13 protein-coding genes are annotated in these 15,867 nt (G+C 64.1%); 4 read left to right on the plus strand and 9 right to left on the minus strand.

The window, feature by feature from the left end; all coding sequences use genetic code 11:
• Positions 1 to 3 precede the first annotated feature (3 nt).
• Entirely contained in the window at positions 4 to 1,341 is a 1,338-nt protein-coding gene (locus MOQ67_RS00690; RefSeq protein WP_057005200.1) for a dihydroorotase, read from the plus strand.
• Here MOQ67_RS00690 and MOQ67_RS00695 read toward each other — a convergent pair.
• The gene (locus tag MOQ67_RS00695) at positions 1,338 to 1,859 is read right to left on the minus strand and encodes a DUF3617 domain-containing protein (protein ID WP_017850052.1); all 522 of its coding nucleotides are present in this window, start codon (positions 1,857 to 1,859) and stop codon (positions 1,338 to 1,340) included. The genes MOQ67_RS00690 and MOQ67_RS00695 overlap by 4 nt on opposite strands.
• Before the next feature lie 130 nt (positions 1,860 to 1,989).
• On the opposite strand from MOQ67_RS00695, the gene cls reads away from it, so the two are divergent.
• Positions 1,990 to 3,429 (plus strand): cardiolipin synthase, encoded by a 1,440-nt coding sequence (gene cls, locus MOQ67_RS00700; protein ID WP_017850053.1) that lies wholly within the window; start codon positions 1,990 to 1,992, stop codon positions 3,427 to 3,429.
• Between the two features lie 559 nt (positions 3,430 to 3,988).
• Here the strand turns inward: cls and cfaB are convergent.
• The 8 genes from cfaB to hflK (MOQ67_RS00740) form a co-directional block, all read right to left on the minus strand.
• On the minus strand, positions 3,989 to 5,173 hold the full coding sequence (cfaB, locus tag MOQ67_RS00705; RefSeq protein WP_126589441.1) for a C17 cyclopropane fatty acid synthase CfaB: 1,185 nt from the start codon (positions 5,171 to 5,173) through the stop codon (positions 3,989 to 3,991).
• Between the two features lie 87 nt (positions 5,174 to 5,260).
• Positions 5,261 to 6,049, minus strand: a complete 789-nt coding sequence (locus tag MOQ67_RS00710) for an HvfC/BufC N-terminal domain-containing protein (protein ID WP_017850055.1) — start codon at positions 6,047 to 6,049, stop codon at positions 5,261 to 5,263.
• Positions 6,040 to 6,885 carry an MNIO family bufferin maturase gene (gene bufB, locus MOQ67_RS00715; RefSeq protein WP_017850056.1) on the minus strand — a complete coding sequence of 282 codons (846 nt, stop codon included), beginning with the start codon at positions 6,883 to 6,885 and terminating at the stop codon, positions 6,040 to 6,042. The genes MOQ67_RS00710 and bufB overlap by 10 nt, the downstream gene beginning before the upstream one ends.
• A 65-nt stretch (positions 6,886 to 6,950) precedes the next feature.
• Complete coding sequence (gene bufA2, locus MOQ67_RS00720; protein WP_046381596.1) at positions 6,951 to 7,202, minus strand: BufA2 family periplasmic bufferin-type metallophore; 252 nt, start codon at positions 7,200 to 7,202, stop codon at positions 6,951 to 6,953.
• Between the two features lie 115 nt (positions 7,203 to 7,317).
• The gene (locus MOQ67_RS00725) at positions 7,318 to 9,204 is read right to left on the minus strand and encodes a cation-translocating P-type ATPase (RefSeq protein WP_026140408.1); all 1,887 of its coding nucleotides are present in this window, start codon (positions 9,202 to 9,204) and stop codon (positions 7,318 to 7,320) included.
• A complete protein-coding gene (gene hflK, locus MOQ67_RS00730) occupies positions 9,201 to 10,235 on the minus strand; it encodes a protease modulator HflK (RefSeq protein WP_017850059.1) in 1,035 nt (344 codons plus the stop codon). The genes MOQ67_RS00725 and hflK (MOQ67_RS00730) overlap by 4 nt, the downstream gene beginning before the upstream one ends.
• Positions 10,232 to 11,221, minus strand: coding sequence for a protease modulator HflC (hflC, locus tag MOQ67_RS00735; RefSeq protein WP_017850060.1), 990 nt, complete (start codon positions 11,219 to 11,221; stop codon positions 10,232 to 10,234). Before hflC ends, hflK (MOQ67_RS00730) begins: the two co-directional genes overlap by 4 nt.
• A gap of 12 nt (positions 11,222 to 11,233) precedes the next feature.
• Positions 11,234 to 13,159 (minus strand): protease modulator HflK, encoded by a 1,926-nt coding sequence (gene hflK, locus MOQ67_RS00740; protein ID WP_448675777.1) that lies wholly within the window; start codon positions 13,157 to 13,159, stop codon positions 11,234 to 11,236.
• A gap of 319 nt (positions 13,160 to 13,478) precedes the next feature.
• Here hflK (MOQ67_RS00740) and MOQ67_RS00745 point away from each other — a divergent pair, with 319 nt between their 5' ends.
• Entirely contained in the window at positions 13,479 to 14,102 is a 624-nt protein-coding gene (locus MOQ67_RS00745) for a CDP-alcohol phosphatidyltransferase family protein (protein WP_104904215.1), read from the plus strand.
• A 10-nt stretch (positions 14,103 to 14,112) separates the two neighbouring features.
• Complete coding sequence (locus MOQ67_RS00750) at positions 14,113 to 15,867, plus strand: bifunctional alpha/beta hydrolase/class I SAM-dependent methyltransferase (RefSeq protein WP_448675778.1); 1,755 nt, start codon at positions 14,113 to 14,115, stop codon at positions 15,865 to 15,867.

A 15,867-nucleotide genomic window follows, 5' to 3' on the forward strand; every position in this document is an offset into this window, starting at 1 on the left:
AGCATGAGCCGCCTGTTGATCCGCAACGCCCGACTGGTGAATGAAGGCCAGGTATTCGACGCCGACGTGCTGGTCGCCCATGGCCGTATCGAGAAGATCGCCAGCAGCATCACGGGGCACACGGCGCCTGTGGAAATCGACGCCCACGGTCAATGGCTGCTGCCGGGGATGATCGATGACCAGGTTCACTTTCGCGAACCCGGCGCGCCGGACAAAGGCGGTTTCTACAGCGAATCCCGTGCAGCGGTGGCCGGCGGCATCACCAGTTTCATGGACATGCCCAACACCCGGCCGGCCACCCTCACCCTGGAAGCGCTGGCCGACAAAAAACGCCGCGCCGTCCAGCACTCGGTGGCCAACTACGGTTTTCACTTCGGCGTCAGCAACGACAACCTCGACACCGTCGCCGCGCTCGACCCGCGGCAAGTGGCCGGGGTCAAAGTGTTCATGGGCGCGTCCACCGGCAACATGCTGGTGGACGATCCACGGATTCTGGAGCGCCTGTTCGCCGATGTGCCGACGATCCTGCTGGCCCACTGCGAACACACGCCGAGTATCCAGGCCAACGAACAGCGCTTGCGCGAGCGTTTCGGCGACAACCTCCCTGCCGCCGCCCACCCGCTGATCCGCGATGCCGAAGCCTGTTATCGCTCGTCTTCACTGGCGGTGGAACTGGCCAAGCGCCACGGCACGCGCCTGCATGTGTTGCACCTGAGCAGCGCCCGCGAGTTGGCGTTGTTCGAAGACCAGCCGCTGGCGCAGAAACGCATCACCGCCGAGGTCTGCGTCCATCACCTGTTGTTCGACGACCGCGACTATCACCGCCTGGGCCACCAGATCAAATGCAACCCGGCGATCAAGACCCGCGCCGACCGCGACGCCTTGCGCCTGGCCCTGCTCGGCGAGCGGCTGGATGTGATCGGCACCGACCATGCACCGCATACCTGGGCGCAAAAGCAGTTGGCGTATGGTGAGGCGCCGTCGGGTTTGCCCCTGGTGCAACATGCGTTGCCGGCGTTACTGGAGTTGGTGGCCGATGGGCTGCTGCCGCTGACCACCCTGGTGGCGAAAACCAGTCATCGCGTCGCCGACCTGTTCGCGATCCCGGACCGTGGCTACCTGCGTGAAGGCTATTGGGCCGACCTGGTGCTGATCAAACCCGAACCCGAAGGCAAGCCGGTCCGCAGCCAGCCGATCCTGGCGCGCTGCGGCTGGACACCGTTCGCCGAGCGCCGCTTTCGCCACAGCGTCAGCACCACTCTGGTGTCGGGCCAGTTGGCCTGGCACACCGGCCAGGTGGTCGACAGCTGCCAGGGCCTGCCCCTGCACTTTCAGCGTTAAGCGCGCGGTTTGACGCTGCCGCAGTTTTCCCCCAGCCACTGGGCGTGACTGTCCAGGCTGCCCTTCTGCTGAATGCCGGTGGCATTGAAGGTGCCGTTGACCGTGGTGGTGAATTCCTTCTGGCTCTGGAAGGTGGCCACGCCGGTGCCCTGGGCTTTCGGGCAGCTGAAACGGAATTTCCACTGGTTGCCGCTCTTGTCGGTCACTTGCTGTTTGCAGCCCGACTGCGGATCGGTCAGCGGGATCGCGTCGGAGGCGACCTGGGCGGGGGTGAGGCACACCTGCACGCCTTTACCGGCCATGGTGATGCCTTGTTTCTCCAGCATGGCGCGCTGTTCGGGGGTCATTTGTTGCTTGAGCTGACCGAGGATCAATGACAAATCCGGCAGGTCCTGGTTATCCACTTTCATGTTGCTCGTGGTCAATTCCCACAAACCAGGCGCCAGCATCTGCGCCTGGGCCGCCACGGGCAGCGACAAACCAATAACCATGGCCAAACCTAGCAGACGAGCATTCATCGGGTAACTCCTGGATAATTGTGGGCATTAGACGCCACAAAAGCGCCAGTGTTGCACGGCAAATAAAATAGCGACATTCCTGACCGAACATGGTCTGTTAGGCACTGGATTGCCTGGAGTACCATCGTCCATGGATTTTTTTGGCCCGCACCTGCTCGCCTACTTCATCGCCACGCTGCATTTTCTCGGGACGCTCGCCGCGATCCATGCAGTGCTGACCGTCAGGACCGCCCAAGGCTCGATTGCCTGGGCGTTGTCGCTGATGTTCATACCCTACCTCACGCTGATCCCATACCTGATCTTCGGCCGCAGCACCTTCGATGCGTACATCCAGGCGCGGCGCCAGGCCAACCAGGAAATGCACACTGCGATCAACGAGCTGAACTGGCGCCCGTGGGTCGAGGAAGCCCTGGCCGCCCGCAACTCCAGCGCCTACGCCTCCCTGCGAGCGATGCCGAAGCTGGGCCGCATGCCGTGCCTGGCGAATAATGAAGTGCGTTTGCTGATCAATGGTGACGCCACCTTCAGTGCGATCTTCGAGGCAATTCGCCGCGCCAAAACCGCCGTGCTGTTCCAGTTCTTCATCATTCATGACGACGAGCTCGGTCGGCAGTTGCATGCCTTGCTGAAGGAAAAAGCCGCCCAAGGCGTCGCCGTCTACGTGCTCTACGACCGCATCGGCAGCCACGCCCTGCCCTCTCACTATGCACAAACGCTGCGCGACGCCGGGGTGCAGGTCAAGGCGTTCGCCACCCGCAGCGGCTGGCTCAATCGCTTCCAGGTCAACTTCCGCAACCACCGCAAGATCGTGGTGGTGGATGGCATCACCGGGTTTGTCGGCGGGCATAACGTCGGCGATGAGTACTTGGGCAAAAAGCCGCCGCTGGCGCCGTGGCGCGATACCCATGTGCAGGTCACCGGCCCGGTGGTGGCGTGCCTGCAGGAATCGTTTGCCGAAGACTGGTTCTGGGCGGCGCGGGAACTGCCGCCGCTGATCCTGCCGGACACCTACCCCGAAAACGGCGTGCTCTGCCAATTGCTCGCCAGCGGTCCGGCCGACCCTTATGAAACCTGCTCGCTGTTTTTTGTCGAAGCGATCCACGCCGCGACCGAGCGGGTGTGGATCACCAGCCCGTATTTCATCCCGGATGAAGCGGTGTTTGCCGCCCTGCGCCTGGCGGTGCTGCGCGGGGTCGACGTGCGCCTGCTGCTGCCGTCGCGGCCCGACCACCGCATCGTGTATGCCGCCTCCAGCCTTTACGCGATCGAAGCGGTGCGCGCCGGGGTGCGGGTGTTCCGCTATACGCCGGGGTTTCTGCACCAGAAAGTGGTGTTGGTCGACAGCGAAATCAGCGCCATCGGCAGTGCGAACATGGACAACCGTTCGTTCCGCCTGAATTTCGAGGTGATGTTGCTGACCGTCGATGAAGCCTTCGCCCAGCAAGTGGAACACATGCTGCTCGATGACTTCGCCCAGGCCCATGAAGTCAGCCAGGAAGAAAGCCGCGAAACCCGCCGCCTACAACAACTGGGCATGCGGGTCGCGCGGCTTATCTCACCGATTCTCTAACAGACGCTGCGGTAAAAAGTGGGAGGGGGCTTGCCCCCGATAGTGGTGAATCAGTGGCCAATCCGCTAGCTGACACACCGCCATCGGGGGCAAGCCCCCTCCCACATTTGGATCTGCGGGGCTGTGGGAAAATGCTTCAGCGGTAGATATCTTCCCGCATCCACGGCAGTTCATGGCTGCCATCGGCGAAGGGTTTTACCGCCAGTATGCAGATCGCACGGCGTGTTTCACCGCTTCACCAACAGACGCCGCGGTAAAAAGTGGGAGGGGGCTTGCCCCTCCCACATTTGGATCTGCAGGGCTGTGGGAAAATGCTTCAGCGGTAGATATCTTCCCGCGTCCACGGCAGTTCATGGCTGCCATCGGCGAAGGGTTTTACCGCCAGTATGCGGATCGCACGGCGTGTTTCACCGCTTCACCAACAGACGCTGCGGTAAAAATGTGGGAGGGGGCTTGCCCCCGATAGCGGTGAATCAGTGCCCAATCCGCTAGCTGACACACCGCAATCGGGGGCAAGCCCCCTCCCACATTTGGATCTGCGGGGCTGTGGGAAAATGCTTCAGCGGTAGATATCTTCCCGCGTCCACGGCAGTTCATGGCTGCCATCGGCGTGGGGTTTTACCGCCAGGATCTGGTGCAGGTTGATCCAGCCCCGCGCAAACGCGTAGGCGCAACCGGCCAGGTACAACCGCCAGATGCGCAACGCCTGCGCCGGCACCATCTTCGCCGCCGCTTCCAGGTTGTCTTCCAGGCGTTCGCTCCAGTGGTCCAGGGTGCGTGCGTAGTGCAGGCGCAGGCTTTCCACGTCGACCACTTCAAGCCCGGCTTCGCTGAGTTCGGCGGTCATCATCGCCAGGTGCGGCAGTTCGCCGTTGGGGAAAACGTAGCGCTCGATGAAATCCCCGGCGCCGCGGCCCACGGGGCGTCCGTCGGTGTGCTTGGCGGTGATGCCATGGTTCATCACCAGCCCGCCTTCGCGCACCGCGCCAAACAGGGTTTTGCAGTATTGCGCCAGGTTGGCGTGGCCGACGTGTTCGAACATGCCCACGCTCACCACTTTGTCGAAACGACCGTCCTGGGGCAGATCACGGTAATCGAGCAGTTGCAGGTCCACCTGATCGTCCAGGCCCTCGGCTTTCACGCGTGCCTTGGCCAGGGCCAGTTGCTCCTTGCTCAGGGTGATGCCGAACACCTTTACCCCGAACTCCCGCGCCGCATACCGCGCCAGCCCGCCCCAACCACAGCCGACATCAAGCAAATACTCCCCCGGCTGCAAGCGCAACTTGCGGCACAGGTGGCGGAATTTGTCTTGTTGGGCCTGATCGATGGATTCGCTGCCGGTTTCGAAATAACCGCAGGAATACGCCATGTCCTGGTCGAGCCACAGCTGGTAGAACTCGTTGGACAGGTCGTAATGGTAGGAAATCGCCGCTGCGTCAGTGGCCTTGTCGTGGAACGAGCGCACCGGACGATCGCCCCCATCGTCATCGACCAGGGCGTGACTCAACTCGTCACACACCCGGATCACCTCGGAGATGGAGCCTTCCAGCTCCAGTTTGCCCTCGACGAAGGCTTCGCCCAATGAATCGAGCGTGGGATGGGAAAGCTTGGACACAATCGTGGGGTCCTTCACCACGATGGTCACACTGGGCTCAGGGCCCAAGTTGAATTCATGGCCGTCCCAGAGTCGAAGACGCAGCGGTAGCTGAAGATTCTGTAAGGCCGGTGGAAGTTGCGCGAGCATGAGTAGTCCCCCCTTGTTTCAGACGTCTGGAAAGAGGGTAGACCATCCGACGACCGGGTAGGAAGCTATCGATCTGATAACCTGCGCTTATGGAATCCGGCGTTCGAGCAAACCGTCCTGAACCCACTGTTTCAGCCATGAGACTGCTTGCAGGGGCGCACCCTCTCCATGACTGACCGCCAACCGTTCGCACAGTTCTGAAAAACACCAGCCGGTGCTCACCATGCCCGCCAGGGCGCAGGTTTGCGCGGGTTCCAGGCTGCGGTAGCGGCATATCTGCTGATCGCGCCACACCAGGCAGACCTGCGGCGCGTCCAGAGGCTGGCCGGCGTGCAAGGCCGATTTAGCCTTGGCGGCACGCCAGGTTTCGACGGTATTGAAGCGGCAAAATATCTGCTGAACGGTCGGCGCCAGGGTGACCTGCAAGCCCGGCCAGTCGGGCGGCGGCAGTCGCGCCATGTCGTCCAGGGTCAGCGGCGTGCCCGGCGGCGCATCGAACGCCAGGGTAAACGCCCACTCCAGCCGTGCCAGCTCGGCCAACGGCGCGCTTTGTTCAGCCACCAGGTGCTCTTGGATAAACCCCGCAAACCGCTCGCCCAGCCAGCGCAGGCTGTAATGGGCGGACGGATAGCGACGCACGTAGGCCTCGGTCAGCGAGGCGAATTCGTCATCGCCCAGCCAATACCAGAGGGCGCCGAAGTCCTGCCGTAATACGTCCTGCAAGCGCGACAGGTAGGCGTTGTGATAAATCGCCAGGCCGGTTTCCACATCCAGCGTAGGACCACCCAGCAAGGTGGCGGCAAAGCCAATGCCGGCCACGGGCGTTTCGGCTAATAAATGCTCTTCGAAGGCCCGTTGCCAATCTGTCAGGCGCATAGCGTTCTCCTGAGCAAGGCGCTCGCCCCCAGCGACCGGGCCTTGTCCAACTCGCTGAGCAAGTCTTCGAACGGCGGGAAATGGTCGTCGCGCTCGAGCAACGTCGAGACCGGGCCCAGGTGCTCCAAGGTCTGTTGATACAGCGCCCACACCGGATCACACACCGGGTGGTCATGGGTATCGACCACGTAATCGCCGTAGTCCATATGCCCCGCCAGATGCAGCTGGCGGATGCTCTGCGGCGGCAGGTTGTGAATGAACGTCCAGGCATCGAAGCCATGATTGCGCGAGCTGACGTACACATTGTTGACGTCCAGCAGCAACTGGCACCCGGTCAAGTGGGTCAGCGCGTTGAGGAATTCCCACTCGGTGAATTCATCCGCCTTGGCGCGCACATAGCTGGAGACGTTTTCCAGCACCAGCGGGCGCTGCAACACATCCTGTACCTGAAGCACGCGACTGGCCACGTGATACAAACTTTCTTCGGTGTACGGCAGGGGCAGCAAGTCATGCAATTGATGCGCGCTGCCGCGGCTCCAGCACAGGTGATCGGAGATCCACGCCGGCTGGATGCGCGCGGCGAGTTGCTGGAGTTGCTTGAGGTAATCGGTATCGAGCGGATGGGGCCCGCCGATGGACAGGGACACACCGTGCATCACCAACGGGTAGCGCTCGGCGATTGCGTCCAGGTAGTACAAGGCTTTACCGCCCTGCACCAGGTAATTCTCGGAGATCACTTCGAACCAATCCACGGCCGGCGATTGTTCAAGGATCTGCTGGTAGTACTCACTGCGTAGACCCAGGCCGTAACCCAGGCTCGGAAGGGATGTAGACATCAGGCACTCCTGGGCAAAAGTGTCCGCAGCGGTGACGGCGACCGCTGCGGGGTACGCGAGGCCGATTACGCGCCGACTTTGCCACCGGCCGCGTCGCACGCAGCCTTGGTCATGGCCTTGAAGCCATGGCCCTTGCAGACTGCCTGGCCCTTGCAGGCGTTTTCAGCGGTCTTGCAGTCATTCATGCCTTTGCAGGAGGTTACGCCGTAGCAATGAACCGGAGCGTCGGCGGCCTGGACCTGGGTGGTGACACCGGCAAACAAGGCGGCGGCAGCGAAAGCCAGGGCAGCACCGGAAACGACGTTTTTGATGGTCATGGGGTCATCCTCATAAATCGTGGTTAGGTCGGCTGAGCGGAATGCTCAGTCGCGACATAGCACTAGAGTGAGGTGCCCCCTTGCCGTTACAGCACCTTCAAAAAAAACCTGGGATTTATTCCTCCAGCTTCGACAGCGGCTCCTGAAACCGCAGCAACCGCCCGGCATTGCCCAGCACCAGCAAGGTGCTGAGGTTGTGCAACACCGCCGCGATCATTGCGCCGGCGGCGCCCAACCAGCCAAACGCAGCGAACACCACGATCGCCAGCGTCCAGCCCAGGCCGATGATCACATTGACCTGCAACGTCTGCCGGCACCGTCGGCTCAAGCGCACACAGGTGCCCAGGCGGCGCAAGTCGCTGCCAATCAACACCACATCCGCCGAGGCCAACGCAATGTCCGCACCGCCCGCGCCCATGGCCACGCCGACCACGCCGGCCTTGAGCGCCAGGGAGTCGTTGATGCCGTCGCCCACCACCATCGGCCGGAAACCGCTGCTGATTTCGCCCAACACGCGGTTGAGCTTGTCTTCCGGCAACGCCTGGGCTTCGACATCGCTGATGCCCACGTCGAGGGCCAGGCTGTCGGCCACGCTTTGGCGGTCGCCGGTCAGCAGCAGTTGCCGCCCCAGGCCCAGGTCGCGCAGCTCTTGCAGGGCCTGGCGGGCTTCCGGTTTGACGCTGTCGGCCAGCAACAGCCAGGCGAGGAACGCACCGTTCAACGCCAGCCCGGCAATCGGGCCATCATGGTCGGGGACGCGGGTGGTGACGATGCCCAACTGCTCGAACAACTCCGGCCGGCCCAAGGCCGCTTCGCCCTGCGCGGTCTGGGCCACCACGCCGAGGCCTTGGCGTTCGCGGATGTCGGTGAGCACCAACAGCTGTTCCTGGCTCGCCAACCCGGCCAACGCGCGGCTGACCGGGTGGCTGCTGGCCGAACCGAGGCTGGCCGCCAGGTTCAACAACCCTTGGCGGTCCGGCGCGGTGGTTTGGATGGACTGCAGGCGCAGAGTGCCGAAGGTCAGGGTGCCAGTCTTGTCGACCACCAGCGAGGTCAGGTCCGCCAACTCTTCGAGGAACGCCGAGCTGCGGATCAGAATCCCATGCCGCGCCGCCACAGCGATCCCGGCAATCGCCGTGGCCGGGGCCGACAGCACCAGGGCGCATGGGCACGCCGCGACCAGCACCGCGAGCATCGCCTGGGCGTCATTGGTGACAAACCAGGTCACCGCTGCCAGCAACAGCACCAACACCATATAGCTGCCAGCGTAACGCTCCAGCAGCCGCGTGATCGGCGGCTTGGAACGCTCGGCGTTCTGCATCAGGGCGATGACTTTGCCCAGGGTCGACTCGTTGCCGGTACGCGTCACTTCCAGGCGCAACAACCCGTCGAGGTTGATCGCACCGCCGAACACTTGCACGCCGACACTGGCTTCCAGCGGCACCGACTCGCCGGTGATCGGCGCCGTGTCGAGGCTGGCCTGGCCGGACAGCACCACGCCATCGGCAGGCACGCGGTCGCCGGCGCGCACTTCGACGATGTCGCCGCTGTTCAGCGTGCCGTTGTCGACTTCGCGGATGCTGCCGTCCGCCTGCACCAGGCGTGCGTGGCTGCGGGTCAGTTTGCCGAGGGCGTGGATCGCTTCCTGGGAGCCGATCACGCTGCGCTCTTCGAGCACATGGCCGAAGATCATGATGATCGGCAGCAACGCGGCGGTCAGCAGATCGCCCGTGGCCCACGCGCCGAGCATCGCCAGGGCGATGAGTTGGTCGGTGATGCCATGCAGGCTGGGAAAACGCAGGCTGTACCAGGCCGAGCGCATCACCGGCACAGCCACCAGCAGCGAGGCCACGCCGAGCAGCAACTGGCTGACGCCGCTCTGGTCCGGCGCCAGCCAGCGCCACACCAGGCCCAGCACGAGCAAGCCGAGGGCGAGCATGGCCAGGGTCAATTGCCGGGCGGCGCTGCGCTGCTCGGCGGATGTCAGCATGGGTGCGCTCATTGTTCGGCTCCCTGAATGATCAAGCGGGAGTCGTCTTTGGGATCGACCGTGGTCACGGAACCGGCCTGGCCGAGAATCTTCGGCAAGCGCTCGCGGTACAGGCGCAACAGCAAGCCGGGGTCTTTGACCTGGGCCAGGCTGGCGACGGTGGCGGTTTGCGCCTGCGCGTTGGCCAGGCGTTCGCTGGCCTGGGCGTGGGCGACTTGCACCAGGCGGTCAGCCTGTTGGTTGGCGGTCTGGGTGAGCTTTTCCGCGTCGGTGCGCGCATTCGCCACCGCTTTGTCGGCTTGCTGGCTGGCAGTGAGCACCGCATTGAAGGCATTCACCGCCGGGCTCGGCAGGCTCGATTGCACATCGACGCGGGTGACTTCGATGCCCACCCCCAAGCCGCTGGCGGTCAACTCCGCCAGGCGCTTGTTGATGCCTTGCACCAGGTCGCCGCGCAGCCGTTCACGGCGCTCGGCGGCGCCGTTGTCGCTGCTGATCAATTCGGGGCGCGCCACCAGGATGGTGTCCAGATCCCGCGCCGCCGTCAGGGCCACGGCGCTGCGCGTCACCAGGCGATCCAGCGCCGGCAGCACGTGCTCGCCCTGCAGCACAAACGCATAAGGTTCGGTGACTTTGTAGAACACCCGCACATCCAGCTGCACCACGCCGGCATCGCCGGTCAGCAGGTAGCCGGACCCGGCCAGAGCATCGCTCAACGGCGTGGCGAAGCTGGCCACGCGATCGGCCTGCACCGCGGCATCGGAACGCAGCAGATTGCCGACCCGCCGCTCGATCACCCGGTCTGCCGCCGGCAACAGCACGACTTGCTCGAACGGCTGCGGCCACGCCAGCAACAGTCCGGCATTCTGAACCCGATCGAGTGCGCCGAAGTGCAGCACCACGGCGCGATTCTGCGGGTCGATCTGCCGCACATTGGAAAACGCCCAGGCCAGGGCGGCCAACACCGTCACCGCGTACAGCGCCATGAACGTCAGGCGCCCGGCCTGAATCCATGGGCTGTCCGGGCTGTCACGCTCGATCATGGCTGGACGTCCTTCGGCCCGTCCACCAGCGCGCGGAACGGCGCGGCGTCGGTGCGCAGGATGATCTTGGTGCCCGGGGTGACCACGGTGCCCAGGGTATCCAGGGAACGCAGCAGGTTGTACAGCTGGGGATTGCCGGCGTAGGCGCGACCATAGATCTGCGCCGCTTCGACCCGCGATTGCGCTTCGATGTCGGCGGCTTTCACCGTGGCATCGGCCTGCACGATGCGCGCATCGCGCTCGGCGGCGGAACGGATCTGCGCCGCCTCACGCTTGCCCACGGCGGTGCGTTCGGTAGCGATGGTTTCGCGCTCGGCGCGCATGCGGTCGACGGTGGCGGTGAGCGTCACCGACGGCAAGGTCAGCCGCTCGATGCCCACCTGCGCCACACGCACGCCATAGGTGGTGAGCAATTGTTGATCGATCTGCTGGCGCAACTGCGCTTCGAAATCGCTGATGCGTACCTGGCTGGCGTCGGTATTGATCAGGCTGGACAGGTCGAAGCTGGCCGCCGTGGTTTCCAGCGCCGAACCGACAAACGTCCGAATCTGCCGCGCCGCTTCATCCGGCTGGTTCTGCACCGCGCGCATGAAGCGCTGCACATTGTCGGCATCGCCCTGCACCTGCCACGCCACATAAGCCTGCACGATGATGCGCAGACCATCGCGGGTGCCGACATCCTGCAAACCGCTGGAGGTGGTGCGCAGGCGCAGGTCCACCGGGATCGCCGCTTCGAACGGCGCCGGCCAGCGCCAGCCCAGGCCCGGTTCCAGCAGCACCCGCGACGGGTTGCCGAAACGGGTAATCACCGTGGCTTCGCCGGAGCGCACTTGCACCAGGCTGGCGGCCGCTACTGCAAACAACACCAGCAACACAGCCCAGGCCATGCGCCGCCAAGGGAACGGGCCGGCGGGTTGTTCGTCACCATGGTGGTGATGATGGTGGCCGTGGTGGTGGTGACCATGATCGTGAGAATGAGCGCTCAACAGACAGACTCCTTATTGAACGGCTTTACGCGGCACCGAAGGATCGGCCGGCAAGGTAAAAGAACGCAGATCGATCGTCGGCGCACTGTCGGCGCCCAGGCGATGATCCAGAATCAACAGCTTGGCGTGAGCCAGGCCCTGGGTCAGCTGGCCGAGGTATTGCTCCAGCACGAAGGCTTTGCCCGCGCTGGCGTAGGCTTTTTGTTCGGCGGCAAAACGCAGGTCCGCCGCCCGGGCTCCGGCATTGACCTCGTGCGCGGTGGCCTGGGCCTGGTCGCGGACGGTGCTGGCTTGCAGCAGGGCCTGGTTGGTTTGTTCGCTGGCGGCGCCGCGTTCGCGGGAGATCAGCGCCTGAGCGTCGATCTGCGCCGCTTGCACGCCGTGGTAGGCGTTGGCGGCACCGGACGGCGGGTGGATGGCTTCGACCACCGTGGCGAGAATCTCCACGCCGCTGTCGAGTGTATGCAGGTCCGCTTGCACGGCGCGGCCGATCTCGTCGGCCAGGCCGGTGCGTTGTTCGCCGAGCAATTCGTCGAGGGTCCGCGAGGCAAAGTCATGCACGAGGATGCGGCTGGCAGTGCTGCGGATCAGGGTCGGCACATCCGCGCTGTTATAGGTGGCGGCCAGTGCAGCCTGGTCGGTCAGGCCGATACGGTAGACGAAGCGCACATCCATATTGACGATCTGGAAGCTCTGCTTGTCGCCACGGCTGCTGGCGATCACCTGGGACTTGTCGTTCACATGGCTGGCGTCCCACAACCGGTTGGCGATCAGCGGCGCCGGGCCTTCGGCCGCCGCGAGTTCCGGGCTGGCGGCTTCGCTGACGCTGGTCGCCAGCTCATGCACCACGCCGTTTTCCACGTTCAGCACGCGGCCCAGCGGCCACGGCAACCCGGCATGCAAGCCAGGGCCGAAGACTTGCACCGGTTTGCCAAAGCGCTCATAAATCCCACGGCCTTGCAGGGGCACTTCATGCACCCCCGTCAGCGCCCAGCCGACGGCCAGCACCACCAGCAGCACCGGCAGGAATGCCCGACGCATGTAGGTAAACGCCCAGATCTGGCGCAGGTCGATGCCGAAGCGATTGTGCAATTCGTGCTGCAAGGCCTGCAGCGGTTGCGGCGGCCAGCGCAGCAGCCCGGCGATAAAACTCTGCGCCATCAGGCGTGGTTCGAGACGCGGTTGGCGCGGGCTGAACAGTGACAGCGCGGCCCGTAACAGAAACTCCAGCGCGACCAGCGCCGGCAACAGCCCGACCAGCGTCGCCAGGCGCAACGGCCACACCGACCCGGCACTGGCAAACAGCAGGCAAATCGCGCTGATCACCAGGCACGCAATCGCCACCCGGCTCAGTTGCGCCAACTGCGCGGCTTCCGGCCATTGCGCGGCGGTTTCCTGGGCCAGGCGCCGCTCGAACACCAGCAGGCCAAAGGCCAATGCCAAGGCCAGCGCAGCGCCGATACTTGCGCCTTGGCCGACCGCTGCCGCGGGCAAGCCCAGGTTCCAGAACTCGACAATGCTGACCAGCGCGAACAACGACCAACCGCCGAGCCACAACACCGGCGCGCCGATCTGGGCCAGCAACCCTCTGCCGAAACGCCCTACTAGGCGCGCCTGCCAGCCAGCGGGTTCACTCTCTGCTTCGAGTAACTCAGGTGCCGACGCTTCCAGCGCCTGGGCACGCCAATCGGCCACCCACCACGCCGACTGCAACCCGGCCACCAGCACCAGCAACGCAGACGCGCAATTGATCAACACCACCGGCCAGATCGACAACGGGGCGAACAGCGCGACGAACAACGCCAGCACCCAGCCGCTGATAGCCACCGCAGTCAGGCTGATACCGGCCTGCCTCAATCGACGGGCATGGAACAGCCCTTGCTGAAAACGCGGCAGTCCTTCAACCGAAGCGCCGTCAGCTTCTAGATCCACTTGCATCCACTCATGCCCGTTCACACATAATTCGTTACGATATAACACATGGCGTGAAATTTTTGTTCGTTAAACACCGTATTCACCTGCAACACAGACCCACTGTGGGAGCGGGCTTGCTCCCGATGGCGGAGGGTCAGGTAATACATGGGTTGGCGGGGCCGCCGCCATCGCGGGCAAGCCCCCTCCCACATTTGGTCTGCATCGCGCTCCGGAACGTGACTACCCCCCCATAAACACGTGCCATCACTGGTGCAGGCCACGATTAGTCGGCACACTTCAGGCCAGTTTTTCGCGGGCTTACGGACAAGGAAACGTCACTCCCATGATTTCGATCTATCAGCTCAAACCGCGTTTTCAAAACCTGCTGCGCCCCCTCGTGCAGCGCCTCTACGACAACGGCACCACCGCCAACCAGATCACTGTGCTGGCCGGGGTCATCTCCCTGCTGGTCGGCCTGCTGATCGCCGGCTTCGCCCAACACCTCTGGCTGTTCGCGCTGATCCCGCTGTGGATGATCCTGCGCATGGCCCTCAATGCCATCGACGGCATGCTCGCCCGCGAATTCGGCCAGCAGTCGCGCCTGGGCGCCTACCTCAATGAACTGTGCGACGTGATCGCCGACAGCGCGCTGATCCTGCCCTTTGCGTTGATCCCCGGCGTCAGCCTGACGCCGGTGCTGCTGGTGACCTTGCTGGCAGTGTTCAGCGAATACGCCGGGGTGCTCGGGCCGATGGTGGGCGCGTCGCGGCGCTACGACGGGCCGATGGGCAAGAGTGATCGGGCCTTCGTCCTCGGCGTGCTGGCCAGCGGCGTGGCGCTGGGCTGGCTCGGTGCCGGCTGGGTCGACACGGTGATGTGGCTGGTCGCCGCCCTGCTCGCCTACACCGTGGTCAACCGAGTGCGCCAGGGCCTCAAAGAAGAACAACACATTTCCCCTTCTGCATAAGGATTTTGCGATGCGCGAACAGCGAGAACACACCTTCAGTACCCATGATGGCGTCGAGCTTTTCTACCGGCACTGGCCCGCCACCGCCCCGGCAGGCGGCGAGCCGCGCAAGGCGATCCTGCTGTTCCATCGCGGCCATGAGCATTCGGGGCGCATTGCCCATCTGGTCGATGAACTGAACCTGCCCCATTTCGACTTCTTCGCCTGGGACGCCCGTGGCCACGGCCAATCCCCCGGCGAGCGCGGCGACAGCCCCAGCTTCGCCACCAGCGCCCGCGACGTGCAGACGTTCTGCGAACATATCGGCGCCACTTACGGCGTCGAGGCGGAAAATCTTGCAGTCATCGCCCAAAGCGTCGGCGCGGTGATCGCAGCCACCTGGGTCCACGACTACGCACCGAAAATCCGCGCCCTGGTGCTCGCCTCCCCGGCGTTCAAAGTCAAACTGTATGTGCCCTTCGCCCGGCCGGGCCTGGCGCTGATGCGCAGGTTTCGCGGCAACTTTTTCGTCAACAGTTACGTCAAGGCCAAGTTCCTCAGCCACGACCCGGAGCGCGTCGCGTCCTACGACAGCGACCCGCTGATCACCAAGGCGATTTCGGTGAATGTACTGCTCGGGCTGTACGAAGCGGCCGACCGGGTTGTCGCCGATGCCCAGGCGATCCAGGTGCCGACCCAACTGCTGATCTCCGGCTCTGACTTCGTGGTCCACCGCAAACCCCAACAACAGTTCTTCGACCGCCTTGGCAGCCTGAAAAAAGAGCTGCATATCCTCCCCGGCTTCTTCCACGACACCCTCGGCGAGCGCGACCGTGCGGTGGCCGTGAGCAGCGCCCGGCGTTTTATTCTGCAGAACTTCACGCACTCGCTGGACCGCGCCTCGCTGCTCGATGCCGACAAACTGGGCGCCACCTGTGCCGAATCCGAAGCCCTCGCCGCGCCGCTGCCGCGCAATTCCCTGCGCGACCTGTACTGGCGCCTGACCCGCGCCAGCATGGGCCTGGGCAAGAACCTGTCGGACGGCGTCAAGCTGGGCTTCGACACCGGTTTCGACTCCGGTAGCACCTTGGACTACGTGTACCGCAACACGCCCACCGGCAAAGGCGCGCTGGGGCGGATGATCGACACCCATTACCTCAACTCCATCGGCTGGCGCGGCATTCGCCAGCGCAAGCTGAACGTCGAAGAGCTGCTGCGCCTGGCCATGGCCACGCTGCGCACCGATGATCGCGAAGTGCGTATCGTCGATATCGCCGCCGGCCACGGTCGCTACATTCTCGAAGCCTTGCAGGGCGTTTCGCCGCTGCCGGAATCGATCCTGCTGCGTGACTACAGCGACATCAACGTGCGCGACGGTGGTGCGTTGATCCGCGAGAAAGGCCTGGGCGAGATTGCGCAGTTCATCAAAGCCGATGCGTTCGACCGTGCGGAGCTGGCAGCGCTGGCGCCCAAGCCGACGCTGGCGGTGGTCTCCGGGTTATATGAACTGTTTGCCGACAACGCCATGGTCGGCGGTTCGCTGGCGGGCCTGGCCGAAGCCGTGGAGCCCGGCGGTTATCTGGTCTACACCGGCCAGCCATGGCACCCGCAGTTGGAACTGATCGCCCGCGTATTGACCAGCCATCGCCAGGGCCAGGCCTGGGTGATGCGCCGGCGCAGTCAGGCGGAAATGGATCAACTGGTGCAAGCCGCCGGTTTCCGCAAGATCACCCAGCGGGTGGATGAGTGGGGCATCTTTACCGTATCCCTGGCACAGAAGATCTGA

This window comes from Pseudomonas sp. LY-1 (assembly GCF_053502595.1).